The 23389-nt window shown below is 72.0% G+C and carries 25 protein-coding genes and 1 pseudogene; 13 read left to right on the top strand and 13 right to left on the bottom strand.

The annotated features are described in order from the left end of the window. The first annotated feature begins 36 nt into the window (after window positions 1-36). The gene (locus SCATT_RS18180) at window positions 37-3021 is read left to right on the top strand and encodes an RNaseH domain-containing protein (protein ID WP_014144567.1); all 2985 of its coding nucleotides are present in this window, start codon (window positions 37-39) and stop codon (window positions 3019-3021) included. Between the two features lie 711 nt (window positions 3022-3732). On the opposite strand, the pseudogene SCATT_RS36625 reads toward SCATT_RS18180, so the two are convergent. Continuing rightward, window positions 3733-3888: pseudogene (locus tag SCATT_RS36625) on the bottom strand (DUF255 domain-containing protein); the annotation flags it as partial. Window positions 3889-4053: 165 nt separating this feature from the next. Here SCATT_RS36625 and SCATT_RS18175 point away from each other — a divergent pair. Both SCATT_RS18175 and SCATT_RS18170 read left to right on the top strand, forming a co-directional pair. Beyond that, window positions 4054-4620: a Uma2 family endonuclease gene (locus SCATT_RS18175; RefSeq protein ID WP_014144565.1), complete on the top strand. Its 567-nt coding sequence runs from the start codon at window positions 4054-4056 to the stop codon at window positions 4618-4620. 235 nt (window positions 4621-4855) lie between these two features. After that, window positions 4856-5416, top strand: a complete 561-nt coding sequence (locus tag SCATT_RS18170; RefSeq protein WP_014144564.1) for a hypothetical protein — start codon at window positions 4856-4858, stop codon at window positions 5414-5416. A 58-nt stretch (window positions 5417-5474) separates the two neighbouring features. Here the strand turns inward: SCATT_RS18170 and SCATT_RS18165 are convergent, their stop codons facing one another. After that, entirely contained in the window at window positions 5475-5723 is a 249-nt protein-coding gene (locus SCATT_RS18165) for a hypothetical protein (protein WP_014144563.1), read from the bottom strand. 3 nt (window positions 5724-5726) lie between these two features. Further along, on the bottom strand, window positions 5727-6602 hold the full coding sequence (gene mca / locus SCATT_RS18160) for a mycothiol conjugate amidase Mca (RefSeq protein ID WP_014144562.1): 876 nt from the start codon (window positions 6600-6602) through the stop codon (window positions 5727-5729). A gap of 118 nt (window positions 6603-6720) precedes the next feature. Here mca and SCATT_RS18155 point away from each other — a divergent pair, with 118 nt between their 5' ends. Together SCATT_RS18155 and greA are read left to right on the top strand one after the other, a co-directional pair. After that, the gene (locus tag SCATT_RS18155) at window positions 6721-7155 is read left to right on the top strand and encodes a DUF4307 domain-containing protein (RefSeq protein ID WP_014144561.1); all 435 of its coding nucleotides are present in this window, start codon (window positions 6721-6723) and stop codon (window positions 7153-7155) included. A gap of 237 nt (window positions 7156-7392) precedes the next feature. Next, window positions 7393-7890: a transcription elongation factor GreA gene (greA, locus tag SCATT_RS18150; RefSeq protein ID WP_014144560.1), complete on the top strand. Its 498-nt coding sequence runs from the start codon at window positions 7393-7395 to the stop codon at window positions 7888-7890. A gap of 72 nt (window positions 7891-7962) precedes the next feature. On the opposite strand, the gene SCATT_RS18145 is transcribed toward greA, so the two are convergent. The 3 genes from SCATT_RS18145 to ilvA form a co-directional block, all read right to left on the bottom strand. After that, window positions 7963-8805 (bottom strand): ABC transporter permease, encoded by an 843-nt coding sequence (locus SCATT_RS18145; protein WP_014144559.1) that lies wholly within the window; start codon window positions 8803-8805, stop codon window positions 7963-7965. Window positions 8806-8810: 5 nt separating this feature from the next. Beyond that, window positions 8811-9782 carry a daunorubicin resistance protein DrrA family ABC transporter ATP-binding protein gene (locus tag SCATT_RS18140; RefSeq protein ID WP_014144558.1) on the bottom strand — a complete coding sequence of 324 codons (972 nt, stop codon included), beginning with the start codon at window positions 9780-9782 and terminating at the stop codon, window positions 8811-8813. A 165-nt stretch (window positions 9783-9947) separates the two neighbouring features. Further along, a complete protein-coding gene (gene ilvA / locus SCATT_RS18135) occupies window positions 9948-11177 on the bottom strand; it encodes a threonine ammonia-lyase (protein ID WP_014144557.1) in 1230 nt (409 codons plus the stop codon). Window positions 11178-11309: 132 nt separating this feature from the next. Between ilvA and SCATT_RS18130 the strand changes: the two genes are divergently transcribed. The 3 genes from SCATT_RS18130 to SCATT_RS18120 all read left to right on the top strand — a co-directional run bounded on the left by SCATT_RS18130 (window position 11310) and on the right by SCATT_RS18120 (window position 12600). Then, the gene (locus tag SCATT_RS18130) at window positions 11310-11795 is read left to right on the top strand and encodes a MarR family winged helix-turn-helix transcriptional regulator (protein WP_014144556.1); all 486 of its coding nucleotides are present in this window, start codon (window positions 11310-11312) and stop codon (window positions 11793-11795) included. A 101-nt stretch (window positions 11796-11896) separates the two neighbouring features. Beyond that, window positions 11897-12325, top strand: coding sequence for a sigma factor-like helix-turn-helix DNA-binding protein (locus SCATT_RS18125; RefSeq protein ID WP_014144555.1), 429 nt, complete (start codon window positions 11897-11899; stop codon window positions 12323-12325). Further along, on the top strand, window positions 12322-12600 hold the full coding sequence (locus tag SCATT_RS18120; protein WP_014144554.1) for a hypothetical protein: 279 nt from the start codon (window positions 12322-12324) through the stop codon (window positions 12598-12600). The genes SCATT_RS18125 and SCATT_RS18120 overlap by 4 nt, the downstream gene beginning before the upstream one ends. Window positions 12601-12628: 28 nt before the next feature. Here SCATT_RS18120 and SCATT_RS18115 read toward each other — a convergent pair whose 3' ends face one another. Next, window positions 12629-13789, bottom strand: coding sequence for a cystathionine gamma-synthase (locus SCATT_RS18115; RefSeq protein WP_014144553.1), 1161 nt, complete (start codon window positions 13787-13789; stop codon window positions 12629-12631). A gap of 123 nt (window positions 13790-13912) precedes the next feature. On the opposite strand from SCATT_RS18115, the gene msrA reads away from it, so the two are divergent. Continuing rightward, window positions 13913-14572: a peptide-methionine (S)-S-oxide reductase MsrA gene (msrA, locus tag SCATT_RS18110; protein ID WP_014144552.1), complete on the top strand. Its 660-nt coding sequence runs from the start codon at window positions 13913-13915 to the stop codon at window positions 14570-14572. A 14-nt stretch (window positions 14573-14586) separates the two neighbouring features. Further along, a complete protein-coding gene (locus SCATT_RS18105) occupies window positions 14587-14904 on the top strand; it encodes a DUF6247 family protein (protein WP_014628280.1) in 318 nt (105 codons plus the stop codon). Between the two features lie 22 nt (window positions 14905-14926). On the opposite strand, the gene SCATT_RS18100 is transcribed toward SCATT_RS18105, so the two are convergent. Further along, the gene (locus SCATT_RS18100) at window positions 14927-15652 is read right to left on the bottom strand and encodes a DUF5919 domain-containing protein (protein ID WP_014144550.1); all 726 of its coding nucleotides are present in this window, start codon (window positions 15650-15652) and stop codon (window positions 14927-14929) included. Window positions 15653-15781: 129 nt separating this feature from the next. Here SCATT_RS18100 and SCATT_RS18095 point away from each other — a divergent pair, with 129 nt between their 5' ends. Further along, window positions 15782-16402 (top strand): hypothetical protein, encoded by a 621-nt coding sequence (locus SCATT_RS18095; RefSeq protein WP_014628278.1) that lies wholly within the window; start codon window positions 15782-15784, stop codon window positions 16400-16402. 43 nt (window positions 16403-16445) lie between these two features. Further along, window positions 16446-17366, top strand: a complete 921-nt coding sequence (locus SCATT_RS18090; RefSeq protein ID WP_014144548.1) for a phosphorothioated DNA-binding restriction endonuclease — start codon at window positions 16446-16448, stop codon at window positions 17364-17366. Here SCATT_RS18090 and SCATT_RS18085 read toward each other — a convergent pair. The 4 genes from SCATT_RS18085 to SCATT_RS18070 form a co-directional block, all read right to left on the bottom strand. Continuing rightward, window positions 17356-18045 (bottom strand): ATP-binding cassette domain-containing protein, encoded by a 690-nt coding sequence (locus SCATT_RS18085; RefSeq protein WP_041824847.1) that lies wholly within the window; start codon window positions 18043-18045, stop codon window positions 17356-17358. The genes SCATT_RS18090 and SCATT_RS18085 overlap by 11 nt on opposite strands. Beyond that, window positions 18033-19331: an ABC transporter permease gene (locus SCATT_RS18080; protein ID WP_231905118.1), complete on the bottom strand. Its 1299-nt coding sequence runs from the start codon at window positions 19329-19331 to the stop codon at window positions 18033-18035. Before SCATT_RS18080 ends, SCATT_RS18085 begins: the two co-directional genes overlap by 13 nt. A 172-nt stretch (window positions 19332-19503) precedes the next feature. Further along, window positions 19504-20724 (bottom strand): L,D-transpeptidase, encoded by a 1221-nt coding sequence (locus tag SCATT_RS18075; RefSeq protein ID WP_014144545.1) that lies wholly within the window; start codon window positions 20722-20724, stop codon window positions 19504-19506. A 237-nt stretch (window positions 20725-20961) separates the two neighbouring features. After that, window positions 20962-21309 (bottom strand): hypothetical protein, encoded by a 348-nt coding sequence (locus SCATT_RS18070; protein ID WP_014144544.1) that lies wholly within the window; start codon window positions 21307-21309, stop codon window positions 20962-20964. Window positions 21310-21498: 189 nt separating this feature from the next. Here SCATT_RS18070 and SCATT_RS18065 point away from each other — a divergent pair, with 189 nt between their 5' ends. Then, entirely contained in the window at window positions 21499-21795 is a 297-nt protein-coding gene (locus SCATT_RS18065; protein ID WP_014144543.1) for an LAETG motif-containing sortase-dependent surface protein, read from the top strand. Window positions 21796-21816: 21 nt separating this feature from the next. Here the strand turns inward: SCATT_RS18065 and hutH are convergent, their stop codons facing one another. Then, on the bottom strand, window positions 21817-23373 hold the full coding sequence (gene hutH / locus SCATT_RS18060; protein WP_041824844.1) for a histidine ammonia-lyase: 1557 nt from the start codon (window positions 23371-23373) through the stop codon (window positions 21817-21819). Between the last annotated feature and the right edge of the window lie 16 nt (window positions 23374-23389).

Raw genomic sequence — 23389 nt, 5'->3', positions numbered from 1 at the left:
CCCACCCAGGACGACGACAGAGAAGGGGACCGCGGAATGGGGCGACGTGCCGCCGAGCGCGATCTGACCGCGCACACCACGGCAATCCACTGCACCACCGACCTCCTGAAGGGCATGGAGGCGTTTGTCTGGGAGTGCGACGACGACACGCGCAACGAATGGCGCGGCCTGCAGAAGACAGCCCGCGCGAACGCCAAGGCGATCCGCGACCAGCGCGAGGAAGACGCCTTCCTCGTCCCCTACTCCATCGTCGTGACCGTACTGCAGCAACTCGCCGACGGCTACGTCCACCTCGACAAGCACCTGCGGTACATGGTGAGCCTCACCGAGATCACGCCCAAGACCCTGGCGAAGGTCTTCACATTCCTGGAAGGAATCGTCCGGAAGATCCCCCTCGACGAGATTCCCTTCCAGGTCGACTCCCGCCTCGCCACGCTGATCGCCGCCACCCCGGCACGCCGCCTGCCGCTGGCCGAGCACATCCTCGCCACCGGGGACGAAGGCGTGGTCAACCCTCCCAACTGGGCGTACGAAGCCGTGAAGTGGCACATCGCCAAGCGCCTCGCCGCCGTACCGCTGATCGACCAGAAGATGGAAGGCGTCACGGAGAAGTACATCGACAAGAAGGGCGAGACCAAGGAACGGATCGTCGACTGGCAGCCCGCCGAGGGCGAGGGCGCCCGGGCCGAGGTGCACTACCGGCCGGCCAACGACGGAAGCCTCGTCGCCTGGGACCACCCCATCGGCCCGGTCTTCGCCGGCCGCGGGCACCCCATCAAAGCCGACGACCTCACCCGGGACTGGCCCACGGACGCGAGCCCCAGCAGGCTCCAGTACGCCATGTCCAGGATGACCGTCAAGATGGCCACCTACACCGCGGTCGACCACCCGATCATCAACACTGACGCCCACGTGCGGCGCGTCAACAACGCCCTGATCTTCTCCCGCACCGCCCTCGTCGACCAAGGAGCCAGCCGACCGCTGCTGAAGGTAACCCTGGACGGCCGGGGCCTGCGGCAGGCCAACACCTACGCCATGGAGATCCTCGCAAAGCTGGACGCCGACCGTACCGCCCTCAACGCGGTGGAGAGCCGCGTCCAGCGGGAGCGGGATCTGTGGAACACCCGCGACGAGAACGGAAAACGCCCCACCCTCCTGACCCCGGCGCCCGGAACCGTCCGCCCCGTCGTACCCACTCCGCCGAAGTGGTACGCCGTCGGCACCGGCGCCGGCCTCTATCACCTGGAGTTGCTCCGCGACCAGATCGAACGCGCCTTCGGCGGCACCGCCCGCCTGCTGGAGCTCAAGTCCAAGGGCAGCGTCTTCTCGCCACGCCCCTTCGAGACCATCTCGGCCTCGGAGAAGGCCGCCCGCAAGAAGGACAACCGGTACATCGACCTCGTCGGCCTGCCGGACCCCGCCAGCATCCAGCGCTCTATCGAAGCAGCCGGCTACAAGACGCTACGGATTCTGTGCCTGTACTACGAGGCACCGACCCGGATGCGCATGCTTCACGGGCTGGCGCACTCCTACGGCCTCGACCCGTCCGACATCGACCGCAGCGTGGACGGCGAGCGCATTGCGCTGGCGCCCGGCGTGGAAGCGATCTTCCACTACGCCAAGGACCTTCTGGCCCACGGTCCGGCCGCAACCCGGGCCGCCGACACCCGCGCCGTGATCGACGCCTACAGCGAACCGGGCATCATGCTGGCCGCCTGGTGCGAAACCGAGAAGCCCATCGCCGGGGAGGAACACAAGCAGCTGAAGTCCTCCGAGGTGCAGAGGGCCTTGGAGGACAACGACGCGAAATTCCAGACCAGGCGCGCCCTCGCTGCCACGCTCGTCCCCAGCCAGTACCTCGTCGGCCGCCAGCGCGACGGCGCCACGGGCGACCAGCTCCTCACCGTCCCGAAGAAGCCGTACGACGACCACCGCGTCTACATGGGACTCCTCGACCTCTACCGCTCCTGCGGCATCATCGACGCCCGCTTCGAGGAAGCGCTCTACGGCCCGGACGACCCCTATCCGATCCCCCGCATCGCCTGGTGCGGCGTCCACATCCGCAAGCAGGCCACCGACCGAAGGTTCCGCGGCGAGCCCAAGCGGATCGTCACCGCCAGCGTGATCATCCCGCCGGACACTCCAGAAGGCGCCTGGCGGATGCTTGGCTGGAGCAACCTCAGCCCGGTCTGGGAGCCTTACCCCACCGCCCAGGCCCGCTTCCACGCCGCCAACTACCCCCTCCACCGAGCTGACGGCGACAACGAGATCCAGCGCTGGACCCAGGCCGGCCACGACGTCAAACTCGCCCTGCACGACCTCGCCGACGAACTCGACGACCTCCCCTACGCCCTCATCATCGACGGCAAAGCCTGCCGCAGGATGTGGCCCGGCCTCAACAACAACAAGCAAGGCAAGCAGCCCGACGCCACCGACTCGCGCCTATGGCTCCCCAGCACCGGACTTCCGGCCCACGCCACTCCGGTGAGCATCATCCGCCTCAACTGCGACCAAGAGGAGATGCCCCGTCTCGCCTACGTGACAGAGAAACTGAAGAACGGCAAGGAGAAAACCCTCAAAACGTCCAGCGACCTGTACTACCCGGCCGAACGCCCCGAAGGCCACCCCTGGTTCCTCTACACCGAACCGCGCAACTACGGCAAGAAGCGCCACGGCCAGTACAAGACCCGCTGGCGCGCCGAACCGGGCAACGCCTCCGAGAACGCCGACGAGCGCAAGGAAAACGAACTTAACGCACCCTGGTACGCCATGAGCACCCGCGAAATCACGCCCATGTGCACCAAGCCCGACTACCAGCGCGAACACCTCGCCGTCGCCGCCGCCCGCCTCAGCCACCAAGCCATTGCCTGGTCCGACCGCACCCGGTATGCGGCCCCCCAACATGCAGCGCTCCAGATGGACCTCGACCACCCGCAATACCGCCGCTCCGCACCCACGGACCCCGAATCGCTGAAGGTGCTCGCAGACGCGATGAATGGCGACAACGGCATCGACGCATGACCCTCAGCCGTGGGGCGCCCAGGACTGCATTTCGTGGACCCCGACCGCCTCTGTCCAGAAAATGGAGTATGAGCCGCCTATCACATCAACGCCCTGATGCATCACCCGCGGTGAGCGCAAGCGGTGACGAGAAGATCGACGCCTGGGTCGAGGAGCAGCTCGCTCTGTCACCTGCCTGGTCCGCGGCGAAATTGGCAAGCATCTCGGCGCTACTCGGGACTGGGAGCCAGGACAATAGGATCGAACGTACTTGTATGAACTCCCCGACCCTACCGATCACTACGGAGTCCGGGACGGACTGAGTGCCGCAAGCGTGGGTCCGGCAGCCCGCAGCCCAGGTCGATCACCCGGCTACGGGCGCCGGAGCGGCGAGTTCGGCAAGCCAGTTGTGGATCGCCTCGGTGCTGTCCGATACGGCGCGGCTCCCTCTCTCGTGACGCGCGCCCGATCCCGGGCGGCCCCATCCACCACGTGATGGCGCATGAGCGGAGATCGGCCAAGCAGCAGGAGGGGCGCGGGTTCCATGCTTGGTGATCGGGACAGTGTGAGAAGCTGTCTCGCGCGAACCCTGTAGCTGGCGTGACCTCGCCTTATCTGCTTCAGCAGGCTGAGAAGCCAGTCGACTGACGGCCTTGAGGCCTGAGGTGTTCGAGGAGACTCGACGGCGCAAAATGCTCGTTCTGTTACCGGATGACTACGGAGCGGTCATTGGCACCAGTGACAACTGGAATACCCCACGCTCAGCAACACCGGCACCCCCCGGCGACGAGCCTCCTCGAACGCCTCCGGACACCACGGCCACCAGTCGACCGGGTTGTCCGCGTGCTGGAGGAGGTAGGGCGAGGTCGAGCCAGCCAACCGGTTCATATCGGCCAGCCTCTCACAACGCCCGCCCCGGGCAGGGCGGTCCGTACGGGCCCTGCCTCGCTTGGCGCAACTGCCTGCGGCAGCGGTAGCCGTGGCAGGTTGAACAGGACAGTACGCTGAGCACAGCAGCGCTGGACCGTCGGGGCTCCTCGAAGGAGGTACACCATGACCGCCGAGATGGTGGCGCCCGCGTGGATGCATACGCAGATCAGCGCGGAACAGTACGACTCCTGGTCCGAGGAGCAGTGCGCCGGCATCGAGATCGTGGACGGGATGGTCGTCGTGAGCCCGAGCGCCTCCAAGCGGCACAACCGGCTGGCCCGGATCCTGGCCAATGCCCTGGACGCCGCCGCGGGCCCGGACTGGAACGCCGACACGGACTTCGACGTCCGCCTGCAGGACGTCCCGCTCACCAACCGCCGTCCGGACGTCGTCGTCTACCGCGCGGAGACCATCGACCTCACGCCCACCCGCCCCGAACACGTGTTGCTGGTGGTAGAGGTCGTGTCGCCCGGTTCGGAGACGACCGACCGGATCGTCAAGGTGGACCAGTACGCCAAGGCAGGCATCCCCTTCTACTGGCGCGTCGAACAGGCCGCGACCGGTGTCCCGATCATCTACACCTACGTCCTAGACCCCGCCACCAAGGTCTACCGGGACGGCGAGATGTTCACCGGCGCGATCAAGGCTGCCGCGCCCTTCTCCGTCACTGTGGACCTCGGCACCATCTGACCTGACAGCGAGACCCTACGCTCAGCAACACCGGCACCCCCCCCCGGCGCCGAGCCTCCTCCAACGCCTCCGGACACCACGGCCAAGCCATCTCCCCGGCCCGCCCCCCCACTCCGCACCCCCTGCGGCCGGGCGGGCGCACCGCAGTCACCGTCCGGAGTGAACCGGTAGGGGCTGCCCAGATGATCGGGTAATCAGATGATGACACATCGTCATCCCCCCACGAGGAGTCCCCATGCGAACAGTCTCGCGGGTGGCGGTCGCCCTGACCGCCACCGCCGCCGCCATCGCCATGTTCCCGCTCGCCGCGCCGGGCGCCCACGCCGCCGAGCGGGTGGTGTGCGGCAGTGGCGCCTCCTATCTGAAGGGGGCGCCGTACGCGTTCGACGCGACGTTCCGCGGCGGACGGGCGTACCACGGCATCGCCACCGTCCGGGGCGGTGAGCGGCCGGTCATCGTGGTGGAGCTGGCCGAGCGGGCCGGCCGCACGCTGCGGCTGATGCCGGAGAGTGAGGCCATGGGGCGCGCGGTGCGCCCGATCCGTACCGTCACCGGGCAGATCGGCCACATGCGGATGACCCTGCGCGCCGACAGCTTCCGGTGCGCCCCCGGCGGGCGGCTGCTGACGGTGACGGGGACCGCGCGGGAGCTGGGCCGCACCGACCTGGAGCACCGCTCGGCGGCCATGCGGATGCGGCACGCGTGCGACCACCGGGCCGCCGAGCGCCGCCGGGTGGCACCCGGCCACTGGATGCTGCGCAGCCAGGAGGCCGGCCACGAGCTGAACCGCGGCTGAACCACGGCACGGCCGGCACCGCGGCGGGAAGCCGTCGGTGCCGGCCGTCGCCGGGACGTCAGCCGTCGGTGGAGGAGGCGCCGTCCGACGACGGCTCCGCCGGGGCCCGGGCCGGCTCCGGCTCCTCCTCGAAGGTCACCTTCTTGAACTGCTTGCTCATGCTCTTCATCAGGAACCATGTGGCGGCACCGAGCGCCGCGAAGATCACGAAGCCCAGCAGACCGGGTGTGACCTTGTTCTTGTCGAAGTCGGCGAGGGTCACCAGGGGCGTGGCGGCGAGGACGAGGGATGCGTTCACGCCCTCCATTGTCTACCCGGCCGCGCGGATGCCCGCGAAGAGGTCGGATTCGGGCAGCGAGGTATCGACCCGGGAGCGCGCCAGCTCGTAGTCCTCGGTGGGCCAGACCTCCTTCTGGAGGTCCATCGGCACGTGGAACCAGAAGCCGTCCGGGTCGATCTGGGTGGCGTGGGCGATCAGCGCCTTGTCCCGGATCTCGAAGAAGTCGGCGCACGGCACGAAGGTGGTGATCTGCCGCTCGGGCCGGTCCATGTCGTCCCAGCGCTTGAGCCACTCGCCGTAGGGCGACTCCAGGCCGCGGGCGAGCAGCGCCTCGTGCAGCGCCACGGTGCGCGGCCGGTTGAAGCCCTGGTTGTAGTAGAGCTTCAGCGGCGTCCACGCCTCGCCGGCCTCCGGGTAGCGCTCCGGGTCGCCGGCCGCGTCGAAGGCCACCATCGAGATCTTGTGGGTCATGATGTGGTCGGGGTGCGGATAACCGCCGTTCTCGTCGTACGTGGTGATCACGTGCGGCCGGAACTCGCGGATCAGCTTGACCAGGGCCCCGGCGGCCTCGTCCACGTCCTGCAGGGCGAAGCACCCCTCGGGCAGCGGGGGCAGCGGGTCGCCCTCGGGCAGCCCGGAGTCGACGAAGCCCAGCCACGCCTGCTTGACGCCGAGGATCTGCCGCGCCTCGTCCATCTCCTTGCGGCGGACCTCGTGGATGTTGGCCTCGATGTAGGCGTCGCCCTGGAGCTTGGGGTTGAGGATGGAGCCCCGTTCTCCGCCCGTGCAGGTGGCCACCAGCACGTCGACGCCTTCGGACACGTACTTCGCCATCGTCGCCGCGCCCTTGCTGGACTCGTCGTCCGGGTGCGCGTGTACGGCCATCAGTCGTAGCTGATCGGTCAAGACAAGGTCCTTACGCAATTAGCGGGAGTGGTGTCGGTGCGTCTGCGGACGCCCTCTATAGTGACCGACGCGGGGCGGTGAATTAATCCCGTGCGGGTCAGCCCCAGGAGGTACGAGCATGAGCGCGGTGCGCGACCGGGTGCCGGAGGGGCGTTACGGACGGGCGCCCCGGGGGCGCTACGGGCGCTCCGCCGACCAGGCGAAGGACCGCACGCTCAGGGTGCTCGGCACGGTGCTCGGCGGCCTGCTGGTGGTCGCGCTCGGGGTGGGCGGCTGGTGGTACATGTCGGCCAACGACGTCAGCGGCCAGGTCGTCACCTTCCGGGTCGTCTCCGACACGCGGGTCGACGCCCATCTGGAGGTCGTCAAGGACGCCGGGCAGAGCGCCGTGTGCACGCTGCGTTCGCAGTCGGCCGACCAGACCGAGGTGGGTCGCAAGGACGTCACCGTCTCCGGCCCCGGCACCCGCGTCGAGGCCGATGTGACGATCCGCACCACCGCCCGCGGCACCACCGCGGAGCTGCTGAGCTGCAAGGCGGCCGGCGGGCGCTGACCGGCGGCCGGGCGGGCGCCCGCGGCCGGTTTTGACGACGTCCGCGCGCCGGCTGTCTCCCCCCTGAGCGCGGGAATTGTTACGCTCGTGGTTTCGCCCCTCCGATATGGCGCAAGCATGCCGGAAGGGCGTTCAGCACATCTGGCTCCGGTGCGCCCGGCGCCGGACACCGCCCGAAGCACGCCGCCCCGGCAGGGTGGCCGAGAACAGCAACCCGAGTACCGACGAGGAGCACCTGTGACCCAGACCAGCGACAACGTCACCTGGCTGACCCAGGAGGCGTATGACCAGCTCAAGGCCGAGCTGGAAGACCTGTCGGGTCCCAAACGCGCCGAGATCGTGGCCAAGATCGAGGAAGCCCGCCAGGAAGGTGACCTCAAGGAGAACGCCGGCTACCACGCGGCACGCGAGGACCAGGGCAAGCTGGAGGCGCGCATCGTCCAGCTGACCCACCTGCTCCAGCACGCCAAGGTCGGCGAGGCCCCGGCGGACAACGGGGTGGTCGCTCCCGGCATGGTGGTCACGATCGCCTTCGACGGTGACCCGGACGACACCCTGACGTTCCTGCTGGGCTCGCGCGAGTACGTCTCCGACAAGCTGGACACCTACTCGCCGCAGTCGCCGCTGGGCAGCGCCGTCAACGGCAAGAAGGCCGGCGACGAGGCCAGCTACGAGATGCCCAACGGCGGCAAGGCCACCGTGAAGATCCTCCAGACCCGGCCGTACGAGGGCTGAGCCCGCGCCCCGCGTACCCGTGCCGCGACGCCCCCGGAAACCGTCACCGGTCCGGGGGCGTCGCGCGTACGGTCAGGCGGAGGCCGAGCGGTACTTGCGCACCGCCAGGGTGCGGAAGACCACCAGGATCAGCACGGACCACAGCACCGAGGCCCAGACCGCGTGCTGCATGGGCCAGGCGTCCGGGGTCCGGAAGCCGGGCGGCAGGTTGCCGAACAGCTCACGGCTCGCCTGGACGGTGGTGCTGAACGGGTTCCACTCGGCGATGTACCGGAAGAACGCCGGCAGGTTGTTGGAGTCCACGAAGGCGTTGGAGATGAACGTCAGCGGGAACAGCCAGATCAGTCCGCCGGAGGTGGCCGCCTCCGGGGTGCGCACCGAGAGCCCGATCAGCGCGCCGATCCACGAGAAGGCGTACCCCAGCAGGAGCAGCAGCCCGAAGCCGCCGAGCACCTTGCCGATGTTCTCGTGGGTGCGCCAGCCGACGAGCAGGGCGACGCCCGCGAGCACCACCAGGGTGAGCGCCGTCTGCACCAGGTCGGCGAGGGTGCGTCCGGTGAGCACCGCGCCGCGTGACATGGGCAGGGAACGGAAGCGGTCGATCAGCCCCTTGTGCATGTCGTCGGCGATGCCCGCGCCCGCGCCAGCGGTGGCGAAGGTGACCGTCTGCGCGAAGATCCCCGCCATCAGGAACTCGCGGTAGCTCTGCTGGGAGAGCGAGCCGCCGACCCGTATGGACCCGCCGAAGACGTAGGTGAAGAGCACCACGAACATGATCGGCTGGATCAGCCCGAAGATGACCATCTCGGGGATCCGGAGCATGCGGATGATGTTCCGCTGGGCGATCACGAGCGAGTCGCGGACCGCCTGGACCGGGCCGCCGCGGGCGCGGGGGGCGAGGCTGGTGCTGGTCATGGTGGTCACTTGGCCGCCTCCTCGGGCCGGGCCGCCTCGTCGGCCGCGTGGCCGGTGAGCGACAGGAAGACGTCGTCCAGGGTGGGGCGGCGCAGTCCGATGTCGTCGATCTCTATGCCCCGGGTGTCGAGTTCGCGGATGACCTCGGCGAGGAGCTTGGCGCCGCCGGTGACGGGGGCGGTGATCCGCCGGGTGTGGGTCTCCACGGTGGCGGCGGCCTTGGCGAAGCCGTTCATCACCTCGGCGGCGGTCGGCAGCAGTTCCGCGTCGTGCACCACGACCTCGACGCGTTCGCCGCCGGTGCGCGCCTTGAGCTGGTCGGAGGTGCCGCGGGCGATGACCCGGCCGTGGTCGACCACGGCGATGTCGTGGGCGAGGTGGTCGGCCTCCTCCAGGTACTGGGTGGTCAGCAGCAAGGTGGTGCCGCCGGCCACCAACTCCTTGATCACCTCCCACAGTTGCTGCCGGTTGCGGGGGTCGAGGCCGGTGGTGGGCTCGTCCATGAACATCACCGGCGGCCGGACCACCAGCGCGGCGGCCAGGTCCAGGCGCCGCCGCATGCCGCCGGAGTAGGTCTTGGCCGGGCGGTCGGCGGCGTCGGCGAGGTTGAAACGTTCCAGCAGTTCGTCGGCGCGGGCCTTGGCCGCGCGGGACGGCATCTGGTAGAGCCGTCCGACCATCCGGAGGTTCTCCCGGCCGGTGAGGTATTCGTCGACGGCGGCGAACTGGCCGGACAGGCCGATGGAGCGGCGCACCTCGTTGGGGTGTGCCAGGACGTCGATCCCGGCCACCATGGCCCGGCCGCTGTCCGGCCGCAGCAAGGTGGTCAGCACCCGGACGGTGGTGGTCTTCCCCGCGCCGTTGGGCCCGAGCAGGCCGAGCACGGTGCCCTCCGGTACGTCGAGGTCGACGCCGTCCAGGGCCCGTACTCCGCCGAAGGTCTTCACCAGCCCTTCGGCGTGGATGGCGGCTGCCATTGAGGTCTCCCGTTGGGTGAGCGATGGGTTGCTTGCACGCTGCACGTAATGCGATGCATCGTGAGTATGGCGTCACGCGATATATCGCGTCAAGCCGCGCAGGCCGGCCCCGCATCGACGGCGTACGTCCCCGTGCGTACCCCGGCTACGCCACCGCCGCCGCGCTCAGCACGTCACCCGGTAGCCGGCCTGCTCCAGCGCCTGGACCACCAGCGAGCAGTGCTCCGGCCCCTTGGTCTCCAGGTGGAGCTCCACTTCGACCTCGGTGAGGCCGAGGTGGGGGTCGGTGCGCACGTGGCCCACGTCGAGCACGTTGGCGCCCGCCTCGGAGAGCACCGCCAGCAGCAGCGCCAGCGCGCCCGGGCGGTCCGCCAGCCGCAGCCGCAGCGACAGGTAGCGCCCGGCCGCCGCCATGCCGTGGGTGAGGACGCGCTGCATCAGCAACGGGTCCACGTTGCCCCCGGAGAGCACCGCGACCACCGGCCCCGCGAACGCCGACGGATCCGCCAGCACCGCCGCCACCGGACTGGCCCCGGCCGGCTCCACCACCAGCTTGGCCCGCTCCAGGCAGAGCAGCAGCGCCCGGGAGAGCGCGTCCTCGGTCACCGTGCGGATCTCGTCCACCAGCTCGCCGACGATCCGGAACGGGATGTCCCCGGGGCGCGCCACCCGCATGCCGTCGGCCATGGTCACCGGCGCGTCCAGCGCCAGCGGGCGCCCGGCCGCCAGCGACGGCGGATAGCACGCCGCCCCCTCCGCCTGCACCCCCACCACCCGCACCGCCGGGCGCACCGCCTTGACGGCCACCGCGATCCCGGCCGCCAGCCCGCCGCCGCCCATGCCCACCACGATCGTGGCCACCTCCGGGCACTGCCGCAGGATCTCCAGCCCCACCGTGCCCTGCCCGGCCACCACGTCCGGGTGGTCGAAGGGGTGGATCAGCACCGCGCCGGTGTGCGCCGCGTACCGCTGGGCGGCACGCAGCGACTCGTCCACCACCTGCCCGTGCAGCCGCACCTCGGCGCCGTACTCACGGGTGGCCGCCACCTTCGGCAACGGGGTCTCCTCCGGCATGAACACGGTGGCCCGCACCCCGAGCAGCGTGGCGGCCAGCGCCACCCCCTGCGCGTGGTTGCCGGCGCTCGCCGCGACCACCCCGGCCGCCCGCTCCGCCGCCGACAGCCGGGCGATGCGCACGTAGGCGCCGCGCACCTTGAACGACCCGGTGCGTTGCAGGTTCTCGCACTTGAAGTACACCGGGGCGCCGACCAGCGCGCTCAGGTGCCGGCTGCCCTCCAGCGCGGTGACCCGGGCCACCCCGGCCAGCGTCCGCAGCGCGGCGCGTACGTCGTCGAGGGTGACGGTGCCGGTGGCGCCGGGTGTGCTGACTGCCATGCGGCAAGTCTGACAGTTCGGATGCTTGCGTCGATACGGGATTCATCCGGCGAAACGCGCGCTCCGCCCACTCGTGTGCCGCGTTTGGGCGGCTGGGGTACGGGGCAGCGCCCGGCCGCGTACCCTTCCGACATGCCGACCTCCGTTGACCTGACGACCACCGCACTCTACGAGCGCCTCCAGCACGAGGTCGCGCTCTTCGCCCGCCGGGCGGAGCAGACCCGGCTCGGTGGCGTCGGCAAGGCCCGCAACTCCATGGACCGCGCCGCCTACCTGCTGCTCAACCGGCTGGACCGGGAGGGCGCCATGGGGGTTAAGGCGCTCGCCGAAGGCATGGGCATCGACTCCTCCACGGTGACCCGGCAGGTCGCGCCGCTCGTGGAGTCCGGCCTGGTCAAGCGGACCTCGCACCCCGAGGACGGCCGGGCCGTGGTGCTCGCGCTCTCCCCGCGCGGCCGGGCCCGGCTGGAGGAGGTACGCGCCTCCCGCCGCAAGCTGATGGCGGTGGTGACCGACGACTGGAGCGAGGACGAACGCGAGATGTTCTGCACGCTGCTGGCCCGGTTCAACGCGGCGCTGTCCGACTACCACAACGCCGGGCCGCGTGAAGAGCGCTGACCCCCAACGACCCGGTTCCGCACGGCCCTTGACCGGCGCCTGCCCGGTGGCGTCCCATAGCGGGCAGTCAGTGCCGTGCCGGGGCCGTACCGGGGGAAGCCATGGTGGGTACGCGTCGTCAGGCCCGGCGCCGTCGCAGGGACCGCGAGTTCGCGGCGTTCACCGCCGGCGCGGCCGGACGGCTGCTGCACCTCGCCACCCTGCTCGCCGGCGACCCCGCGGACGGCGAGCGGCTGCTGATCGCCGCGCTGGCCCGTACCTACGCCGACTGGTTCCGGCTGCGCGGCGACGACCCGTACGTGCGCACCCGCCAGGAGCTGGCCGCCCGCTTCGGCCGCCGCGCCCGCCGCTACCGCCGGCCGCGCCGCGGACTCCTCGCCCCGCTGCCGCCCGCCCAGCGTCTCGCCCTCGTCCTCCAGCTGTACGAGGGGCTCCCCGCCGAACAGACCGCCGCCCACCTCGGGCTGCCGCCGGAGAAGGTGCGCACCCTGTGCCTGCGGGCGCTGGCCGCCGTACGGAGCACCCGGTGAGCGGGGCGGCGGCCGTCCCCGAACCGCCCGGGGTGCCGCAGGCCCCGCCGGACCGCAAGGAGACCGAGGTGCGGCGGCTCCTGGCGGCCGACCCGCGCCCCGTCCCGCCCGACCTGACCGCCCGCGCCCTCGCCCACGGCCGCCGGCTGGTGCGGCTGCGCCGGGCGGTCCGCCTGGTCTGCTGGACGCTGCTGCTGGCCGCCGCCGTCACCGCGGCCGTGCTGGCCGTCCGCCTCTGGCCGGCGGCGCAGCCGCTGCCGGTGCCGGCGCCCTGAGGGACACCGGCCCCGGCGTGCCCCTGCGTCAGGCCAGCGCCTCGGTGAGGTCGGCCAGCAGGTCGTCCACCGCCTCGATGCCCACCGACAGCCGCACCAGGTCGGCCGGGACCTCCAGCGCCGAACCGGCCACCGAGGCGTGCGTCATCCGCCCCGGGTGCTCGATCAGCGACTCGACCCCGCCGAGCGACTCGCCCAGGGTGAACAGCTCGGCCCGGTCGCAGACGCGCAGCGCCGCCTCCTCGCCGCCGGCCACCCGGAACGAGATCATCCCGCCGAACGCCCGCATCTGCTTGGCCGCGACCTCGTGCCCCGGGTGCTCCGGCAGCCCCGGGTAGTAGACCTGGGTCACCTTCGGGTGGGCGGTGAGCATCTCGGCGATCCGGGCGGCGTTGGCGCTGTGCCGGTCCATGCGCACCGCCAGCGTCTTGACGCCCCGCATCACCAGCCAGGCGTCGAACGGGCCGGCGATGGCACCCATCGCGTTCTGGTGGTAGGCCAGCCGCTCGCCGAGTTCGGCGTCGGTGGTCACCAGGGCGCCGCCGACCACGTCGGAGTGGCCGCCCATGTACTTGGTGGTGGAGTGCACCACGACGTCGGCGCCGAGCGCGAGCGGCTGCTGGAGGTAGGGGCTGGCGAAGGTGTTGTCGACCACCAGGCGGACCCCGGTGGCCCGGGCCACCTCGGCGAGCGCCGCGATGTCGGTGATGCCGAGCAGCGGGTTGCTGGGCGTCTCCACCCAGATCGCCTTGGTCTGAGGACGCACCTCGGCGCGGACCGCGGCCGGGTCGGTGGTGTCCGCCACCGACCAGCGCACCCCCCAGTTCTCGGCGACCTTGCTGAACAGCCGGAACGTGCCGCCGTAGGCGTCGTTGGGGATCACCACGTGATCGCCGGGGCGCAGCAGGGTACGCAGCAGGCAGTCCTCCGCGGCGAGCCCGGAGGCGAAGGCGAGGCCGCGCCGGCCGCCTTCGAGCGCGGCGAGGTTCTCCTCCAGCGCGGTGCGGGTCGGGTTGGCCGACCGGCTGTACTCGTAACCGCCACGCAGGCCCCCGACACCGTCCTGTTTGAAGGTGGAGACCTGGTAGATGGGTGTGACCACGGCTCCGGTCGCCGGATCGGCCGGCTGCCCCGCGTGGATGGCGAGGGTCTCGAAGCTGTGCTGACCGTGGGTGTGCGCGTCGCTCATGACGCCGAGGGTAATGCTCCGCGCGCCCGCCGCCGGAACGGAATCCCTGGTCGCACGGATACGTTCTGATGAACGACGCCCGGCGCCCGCGCGGTGTGCCCTGAGCCGACAGGAGTAAGGCCGATGTTCTTCGCCCGTCACAAGACGCAGCTGCCCACCGCCGAGGAGGCGCTGCCCGGCCGCGACCGTCCCGCCTTCACCGTCACCGACCGCCACACCGTCCTCGGCCACCCACTGCTCGGCCCCTACCCCGACGGCCTGGAGGTGGCCGACTTCGGCCTCGGCTGCTTCTGGGGTGCCGAGCGGCGCTTCTGGCAGACCCCGGGGGTGTGGACCACCCTCGTCGGCTACCAGGGCGGCCACACCCCCAACCCGACGTACGAGGAGGTGTGCACCGGGCTGACCGGCCACACCGAGGCCGTCCGCGTCGTCTTCGACCCGGCCGAGGTCTCCTACGAGCAGCTCCTGAAGGTCTTCTGGGAGTCCCACGACCCCACCCAGGGCTTCCGCCAGGGCAACGACGTCGGCACCCAGTACCGCTCCGCGATCTACACCCACTCCCCCGCCCAGTCCGCCGCCGCCACCGCCTCCCGCGACGCCTACCAGCGCGTCCTCACCGCCGCTGGCCACGGCCCCATCACCACCGAGATCGCCCCTGCCGCCCCCTTCCACCCCGCCGAGGACCACCACCAGCAGTACCTCGACAAGAACCCGGCGGGCTACTGCGGCATCGGAGGCACGGGCGTGAGCTGCCCGGTGGGGGTGGCCCGGGCGGAGGGGTGAGGTTCCGGGCGGCGATGAGTTCCGCCGATGTCGGCGCACTGCGTCAGGCCCTCAACCGGATCGCACCGGCGGCCCTGCCCGCCTTCACCCGTGAACTGGACCAGGCGGCCGACCAGTCCCGGCAAGGGTCCGACCTCGCGCCGCTGCGCAGGTTCGTCGCCCAGTGGTCCGTCTACGTCCACATCCAGCGCCGGCCTCACCTGGCGGCGGAACTTCGCCACTGGGAGGACACGGCGGCGACGGGCGGCGCCTCCCAGGCTCGGCGCGCCGCCCGCGAGATCGGCAGGATCCTGGACGAGGCGCACGCCGCGCTGTCGATCCCGCCCCGGTGACGGGTGGAGCGGCGCCGGGGCGTCAGACCGGGCGCCCCCGCTCCCACAGCTCCTCGGCGTGCCCGGCGAAGCGGTCGAACATGCCGTCCGGTCCCCGGCGCCGCAGGTGGAGCAACGGGGAGTCGTGGCCGACGCCGCGCGCCAGGTGCGGGGTGACCAGCGCCTCGTCGTCGAACCGGAAGACCGACAGCGACACGTGGTTCATCGCGTCCGACGCGTCGGAGAACCGGGCCTCCACCCCGGCCGCGGGGCCGAGCTTCGCCAGGTGCTCAAGGGTGACGCGGATCCTGGTGGACACCGAGAGGGCCACGTCCTCGACCTCCTCCCGGCGCCGTGTCACCTCACCGTCCGGATCACCCAGCAGAAACCGCACCCGGCACCCGGCCTCCGCCTTCCGCCGCAACGTCTCCGCGAAGGCCGGCTGGTCGATCCACAGAAAGTAATTGGTGTACCCGGCGAAGAGGACGTCCCGCCCCGCCCCCCGCGTCAACTCCCCCCACACCGACGAAGGGCACGCCGAGCGATACGGGTAACTGCCGATGATCTCCTGATCGGCGCTCGTCCTGAGAGCGTTCCGGATGGCCTTGGGCCACAACATGGCTGCCTCAACTCCCAACGCGGCTGCGGCGTCTTCCCGGTTCCGGGCGTGCGGGATCAGTTCGTCATCGGCGATCCAGCGTTCGACCGTCTTGTTCGACACCCCTACGCGCATCGCCAACTGGCGTGCGGTCAAACCGGCGTCAGCCATAGCAGAGCGTAAGGACGTGTTCAAGGCTTCTCCCGGGACGTTTGGGCGTTTTCCACGCTACCGCCGAGATGCCTCAACTGTCCGCGCAGAAGGGGAGATTCGTCCTTTCGGTGAGGCCAGTTTGAAACCATGGAGACCGTAAAGGCCGAATGCGTCGAAGCACACCCAGGCAGCCTGGTGCCATACATCACGGCCTGGAGCTCGGAGCGGGCTGCGGGCCCATTGGTCATCTCGCGCGGCGACCGGATCGGTTACGCGGACGAGCATCCCTACGACCGTGACGCCGACGGCGTGCTGTGGACCCGCGTGCCGTCGAGTCCCGGCCGGGGGCGGCCGGAGTTCGGCACGGTGCACGCGCTCCGGCAGCGGCGAGCGATGCGCAGACTGCTGTGCCAGGTATGCGCCCGCCCGGCGGACCGTGACGCCGAGGGTGTGCTGTGGCTGATCACCGAGGACCCGGCCGCCCCGGACTCCTGGCCGCGCCCCCTCACCACGACGCACCCACCGGTCTGCCTGTCGTGCGCCGCCCGCTCGCTCCGCGTCTGCCCCCGGCTGCGCGCCGGGTGCGTCGCCCTGCGGGTGAGCGCTTGCGCGCCGGTGGGCGTGCACGGCGCGCTGTACGGCCCCGGCGGGCCGCTTCCGGTCGTGACGGAGGTCGGAGGGGTGCGGTACGGCGATCCCCGGATCCGCCGGGTTCGAGCGGGGCAGTTGGTGATGTGCCTGGAGGGATGGACGAGGGCGGCTCTGTAAGCGGTGCCCCAGGCCATGCCACAGCCCACGCCATCATGTGCTCATGCCCACGACGGAGGAATGGCTGGACCGGCTCGGTGGTGTGCGGCAGTGGTCGCGCAACGGGGAACGGGCGGCGCACAAGCCGTTGTTGTTGCTGTACGCGTTGGGGCGGTATCAGCGGGAGGGGGAGGCGGCGGGGCTGAGGTTCGGTGAGATCGAGGGGGAGTTGGGGCGGTTGTTGCGGGATTTCGGGCCGGCCCGGCCGACGAGTGCGACGTACCCGTTCCATCACCTCGGCAGTGATCCGCAGGTGTGGGAGGTGTGGACGAACGCGGGGCCGGGGAGTCCGGGGGCCGGGGCGCGGGTGTTGCGGGAGAGCGGGGCGACGGGGCGGCTGGCGCCGGGGCTGCGGCGGGCGCTGGCCGCGGAGCCGGGGTTGCTGGACCGGGCGGCGCGGCTGCTGCTGGACGCCAACTTCGCCCCGTCCCTGCACGCCGACATCTGCGAGGCCGTCGGGCTGGATCTGGATTCCGCCGTCGTCCGCCAACGTGGCGCGCTCCAGGCGGAGTTGCGGCGACGGGATCCGGCGGTACGGCGGGAGATCCTGGAGTCGTACGAGTACCGGTGCGCGTTCTGCGGTTACGGCGGCATGCTGGACGGCTCGGCGGTCGGGGTGGAGGCGGCCCACGTGCGGTGGTGGGCCTTCGGCGGCCCGGACGAGGTGGCCAACGGGCTGTGCCTGTGCTCGCTGCACCACAAGCTCTTCGACAAGGGCGTGCTCGGGCTCACCGAGGAGTTGCGGATCACCGTGTCGCGGCGGTTCATCGCGCGCGGTGAGGTGGCACGCGGCCAGGTGGTGGCGCTGGCCGGGCGCGGTCTGTGGGGCCCGCAGCCGGGAAGCGACCGGGTGGCGGGCGCGTACGTGCAGTGGCACACGACGCAGGTGTTCCGGGGCGAAGCACGCACCGCCGTCAACGCGTAGCCGTCCGCCGGGCGTCGAGCGCCAGGCGTCCCCCACGCAGCGTCCCCACCCGACGCGCCGACGAGGTCACGGCCGTGTCGTGGGTGACCAGGACGAGGGTGAGGCCGCGGTCGCGCCAGGCGTGGTGGAGGTGGGACATGACGGGGGCGCGGTCGGGGGCGGGGAGGTCGCCGGTGGGGTCGTCGGCGAGGAGGACGGCGGGGTCCTTGGCCAACGCGCGGGCGAGCGCGGCGCGTTGGCGTTGTTCCGGGTCGAGGCGGCCGGGCGGGGCGGACCGCAGGTCGGCGAGGCCCACCGCGTCCAGCACCTCGGCGGCCGTCCGGCGGCGGTGCGCGCCCTTGAGGCCGAGGGGGACGAGCGCCGCCTCCACGTTCTGCTGGACGGTGAGGGTGGCCACCAGAACGGGCCGACGGGGGACGAAGCCGATGCGCCGCGCCCGCAACCGGGTCAGCGCGCGGTCGCCGAGCGACCCCAGGTCGACGCCGTCGAGGAGGACACGGCCCTCGGTGGGGCGTTCCAGCCCGCCCAGCAGCCGCAGCAACGTGGTCTTGCCGCCCCCCGGCGGCCCCTGCACGACGAGTCGCTCCCCGGCGCCGATCTCCAGGTCGATCCCGGTCAGCGCGGTCACCGCGGCCGTACCGTCCCCGTACCGTTTGCCCACCCCGCTCAGCCGGTACATCGCACCGCCCGGCCGGCCCCCACGGCGCCCGCGACCAGCCCGCCGCCGACCGCCAGCGCGACCGCGGCCAGCAGCAGCGGAACGCCCACCGGCGCGCACAGCGCCACCCGCGACGTGTGTCCGCCCGCCGGACGGGCGGTGAGCGCCGGGCCCACCGCCTGGACGAGCCGGGCCGCCCCGTAACCCAGCGCGGCGCCGAGCACCCCGCCCAGCGCCCCGCCGGTCACCGCTTCCCCGGCCACCTGCGCGGCGATCCGCCACCGCGGCCAGCCCAGCACGCCCAGCTCCGCCAGTTCCGCCTCCCGGCGCCCCACCGAGGCCCGGGTCAGCGAGGCGCCGAGAACGGTGCCGGCGGCCACCGCCACGATCGCCGGCCACCGGCCGAGCGCCTCCGCCACGCCGGCCGCGACCGGCAGCGAACCCGAGACGTTCCGGGCCAGCCCCGCCGCCGTGGTCACGGTGGTGCCCGGGACGCCGCGCCGGATCGCGGTACGGACGGTCTCCGCCCGTGTGCCGGGCGTGGTGCGGACGTAGACGGTGGTGACCCGGTCCTGGGCCCCGGCGAGCCGCTGGGCCTGTCGCAACGGCAGGTAGACGTCGGCGGCGGCGCCCGGGGCGGCGGTGACGGTGGCGATCACCCGGAAGTCCGTGCCGCCGATGGTCAGGGTCCGGCCGACGCGCAGGCCGGCCCGGCGGGCGTACCCGGTGTCGACCACGGCGACGGCGGCGTCGGCCTGGGCCCGGGTGAAGCCGGTGCCGTCGGTGACGGTGGCGGCGGTGAGCGGGCCGAGCGCGGGCGCGGTGAGGTCCACCCCGTCGACCCGGTAGTCGCCGGTGCCGTTCCGGCCGCGGTAGCCGCCGTAACCGCCGTAGCCGTGGCGGCCGTCGAGTTCCCCGGCGGTGGCGGAGGCGGTGGCGCGGTGCGGTGCGCCGTCCACCGGGGTGACCCGCAGGGTGAGCCCGCCGGCCGCCGCGGCGACCCCGGACCGGCCGGCCACGGCGGCCACCACGCCGGCGCCGAGCGGTCCCCGGCCGGCCACCGTGATCCGCTGCCCGCCGGCGAACCGCGCCGCGCCCGTCACCGTCCGCCCCGGCGCACCGCTGACCGTCAGATCCGTACCGCGCCCGTACGACGACGCGACCACCCCGTCCCGCGCCCGCTCCACGCCGGTCCCCACCGCCGTGACGACCACGGCCACCGCGACCCCGCACGCGATCCCCACCGCCAGCGACACCACCCCCCACCCGCGCCGCCGCACCTCACCCAGCAAGCACGTGAAGAACACCGCCACCCCTCGCCCTCCGGCCACCTCACCGGCGGGGAGCCTAGGCAACCCACGTCAAAACCCGCTGAATCCGACATGAGGCGCGGATGAGAACCGCCGACGCGACGCGCGGCGGAACACCAGGGCCCCGGCGTCCCGGACAGGACGCCGGGGCCCGTGGGGCCTGGCGGGGTCAGGAGGAGACGGCGCTGCCGGCCACCCACTGGCTCCAGGACATGTTCCAGCCGTTGAGGCCGTTGTCCGGGGCGATCGTGTGGTCGTTGGAGTTCTTCACCACGACGACGTCGCCGATCTCGGAGTTGTTGTAGAACCAGGCGGCGTCTGTGCTGGAGTCGCCGGCGCCCTGGACGTCGCTGAGGCCGATGCAGCCGTGGCTGGTGGCGGTGCTGCCGAAGACCGACTTGGACGACCAGTAGTTGCCGTGGATGAAGGTGCCGGAGGTGGACAGCCGCATGGCGTGCGGCACGTCCTTGATGTCGTACTCGCCGCCGAAGCCCACCGTGGAGCCGTCCATGCGGGTCTGGAGGTACTTCTCGGAGATCACCATCTGCCCGTTGTACGTGGTGTGTTCGGGGCTGCCGGTGGAGACCGGGATGGTGCGGACGACCTTGCCGTCCCGGGTGACCGTCATGGTCTGGGTGTTCACGTCGACCGTGGAGACCTGGGCGCGGCCGACGTGGAAGGTGACGGTCTTGCTCTGCACGCCGGTGACGCCGGGCGCGCCCTGCACGTTGTCCAGGTCGAGCTTGAGGGTGACCGTGGAGCCGGCCTTCCAGTAGTCCTGGGGCCGGAAGTCGAGGCGGTTGGCGCCGAACCAGTGGCCGACGGCCTGCTGGCCGCTGCTGGAGGTCACCTGGATGTGCGACTGGACGGCCTTCTTGTCGGAGATGGCCTTGTCGAAGTTGATGGAGACCGGCATGCCGACGCCGACCGTGGTGCCGTTGTCCGGGGTGTAGTAGGCGATGAAGCTGTGCGCCGGGGAGACCGTGGTGAACGTCGAGTTGGCGGTGGCGGCGCGGCCCTTGGCGTCCTTGGCGGCGGCGGCGATCCGGTAGGCGGTGGCGCGGTCGAGCGGGCCGGAGGGCTGCCAGTTGCGGCCGTCGGCGGATATCGCGCCGGAGACCGGCTTGCCGGAGTTGACCTCGGTCATGGTGACCTTGGTGAGCGTCCCGCCGGTGACGGCGACCTTGGCGTCGTTGTTGATGCCGACGTTGGTGGCCTTGTCACCGGGGGTGATCTTTATCTGGGCGTCGGAGGCGTCCTTGGCCGCCGCGGCGTCGGCCGCCGCCTGCTTGGACTTGTCCGACGCCCCGGCCGAGCCGGAGCCGCCGCACGCGGTGAGCAGCAGCGTGCCGCCCAGGAGTACGGAAGCGGCGGCGAGACCGCGCCGCACCAGAGGTCCTCGGCGGCGCTCACAGGAGGTACCGGTACCGGTTTCCGGGGACTTCACGCGTTTCTCCATCCGTCCAGCATCTCGTACCGATGAGCAACGTCTGTCGCCTTAGGTCCGGTTCCGGGACGGGACAGGGTGTGAGAAATGCCACGCTCCGCTTGTGTGGATCTTGTGGGGTGCCCGGGCGGCGGCGCCGGGGAAGGGGTGCCGCCGCCGGGCGGATCACGGCAGGGCCGGTCAGCCGTCCTCGTCGGCGGCCTCGTCCTCCTCGTACAGGTCCCACTCCTCGTCGTCGGGGTCGTAGTCGGTGTGCGCGCTGCTCCAGGACGCCTGGACCAGTTCGATCCCGGGCACCGAGGTGACCAGGTCGAACGGGTCGACGAGATAGGCCAGCGCCTCCGCCTCGTCGCGCCGCACGGCGTCCTCGGCGTGGCCGCGTTCGTCTTCGGGCATGTACTCGTCCTCGCCGATCTGGTCCAGCGCGGCGCTGGTGAGCGCCTCGGTGTCGGTGAGTTCGACGATCAGCTCGACCTGGAGGCGTACGTACCGGGAGGTCGCCTCGTCCTGCGTGTTCTCGGTGCTCATGTGACGGAGCGTAGGCGCCCCGGGTCGTGTGGTGGCCGGACACGGCGGAACGCGGGGGCGGGCCGTCACCGGTTCGGCAGCCGCGGACGGCGGCGGCCAGGGCCGCCTCCTGCCCGGCTTCCGTACCGTGGCCGGGCCTCACTACCATCGGGGACCACGGTGAAGTCGCCGTGTCCGCAAGGGGGTTCCATGGCCGCGCGCCGCTCGCTCACCACCACCGCCTCCGCTTCGGCCGCCCTGGTGGCCGCGCTCTGCCTGACGCCCACGGCCGCGGCGAGCGCCGGCCACACCCCGGCGCCCCCGGCCGCCCCCGTCCACCACACGACGGTGCGGCACACCCCCGCCGTCCAGGCCGTCACCGGCCCGCGGCTCGCCGACACCGGCGGCGTCGACACCACCCCGTACGTGATCGGCGGGACGGTCTTCCTCGGCATGGGCGCGGCGCTGCTGGTGTACGCGCGGCGCCGCGCCCTGCCGTCGTACTGAGCCGGGCGGACCCGGACGGGCTCAGGCCAGCGGGCCGGTGACCGACTCGGCCGCGGCGACCAGGGCCCCGGAGCGGACGAACCGCTCGGCCGCCGCCAGGTCGGGGGCGAGGAAACGGTCCCGTCCCGGCCCCTCGACGCCCGCCGCACGGGCCGCCTCGACGACGGCGCGGGTGGCCGGGGCCGCGGTGAGCACCGGGCTGGACTGCTCGCGCAGCTCGATCGCCCGGGTGGCGGCGACCAGTTCGACCGCGAGCACCCGGCCGAGGTTGTCCACCGCCTGCCGCAGCTTGCGGGCGGCCGACCAGCCCATGGAGACGTGGTCCTCCTGCATCGCCGAGGACGGGATGGAGTCGGCCGAGGCCGGCACCGCCAGCCGCTTGTTCTCGCCGACCAGGGCGGCCTGCGTGTACTGGGCGATCATCAGCCCGGAGTCGACGCCCGGGTCGTCGGCGAGGAACGGCGGCAGGCCGTGCGAACGGTTCTTGTCCAGCAGCCGGTCGGTACGGCGCTCGGCTATCGAACCGAGGTCGGCGGCGGCGATGGCGAGGAAGTCGAGCACGTAGGCGACCGGGGCGCCGTGGAAGTTGCCGTTGGACTCCACCCGCCCGTCCGGGAGGACCACCGGGTTGTCCACCGCGGCGGCCAGCTCGCGCTCGGCGACCAGCAGGGCGTGGGCGAGGGTGTCCCGGCCGGCGCCGGCCACCTGGGGGGCGCAGCGGATCGAGTACGCGTCCTGCACCCGCGGCGCCTCGTCCTGGTGGTGGCCGGTCAGCCCGGAGCCGGCCAGCACCCGGCGCATGTTCTCCGCACTGGCGGCCTGGCCCGGGTGCGGGCGGATGGCGTGCAGCTCCGGGGCGAGCACCCGGTCGGTGCCGAGCAGCGCCTCCAGCGACAGCGCCGCGGTGATGTCGGCGGCGGTGTACAGCCCCGCGAGGTCGGCGCAGGCCATCAGCAGCATGCCGAGCATGCCGTCGGTGCCGTTGAGCAGCGCCAGCCCCTCCTTCTCGCGCAGCTCGACCGGGGCGATGCCGGCCTCGGCGAGGAGTTCGGCCGAGGGGCGCACCACTCCGTCCGGGCCCTCCGCCTCGCCCTCGCCCATCAGGGTGAGCGCGCAGTGCGACAACGGTGCCAGATCGCCGGAGCAGCCCAGCGAGCCGTACTCGTGGACCACCGGGGTGATCCCGGCGTTGAGGATGGCCGCCATGGTCTCGGCGACCAGCGGACGCACCCCGGTCCGCCCCGAGGCCAGCGTCTTCAGCCGCAGGAACATCAGCGCCCGCACCACCTCGCGCTCCACCCGCGGCCCCATGCCGGCCGCGTGCGAACGCACGATGGAACGCTGGAGCTGGGCTCGCAGTTCGGGGCTGATGTGCATCACGGCGAGGGCGCCGAAGCCGGTGGAGACCCCGTAGACGGGCTCGGGCTTGGCGGCCAGCGCGTCGACGACCGCACGCGAGGCGGCGATCTCCGCCAGCGCCTCGGGGGCGAGTTCGACCCGTGCCGCGCCCCGCGCCACCGCCAGTACGTCGTCCGCGCTCGTCCCGGAGGAGCCCAGGACCACAGTCTGCATATCCATATTCACGAACCCTAAA

Origin of the sequence: Streptantibioticus cattleyicolor NRRL 8057 = DSM 46488 (genome assembly GCF_000240165.1) — a bacterium.
GTDB classification, from domain to species: domain Bacteria; phylum Actinomycetota; class Actinomycetes; order Streptomycetales; family Streptomycetaceae; genus Streptantibioticus; species Streptantibioticus cattleyicolor.
This window is presented reverse-complemented; position numbering and strand designations above follow the sequence as displayed.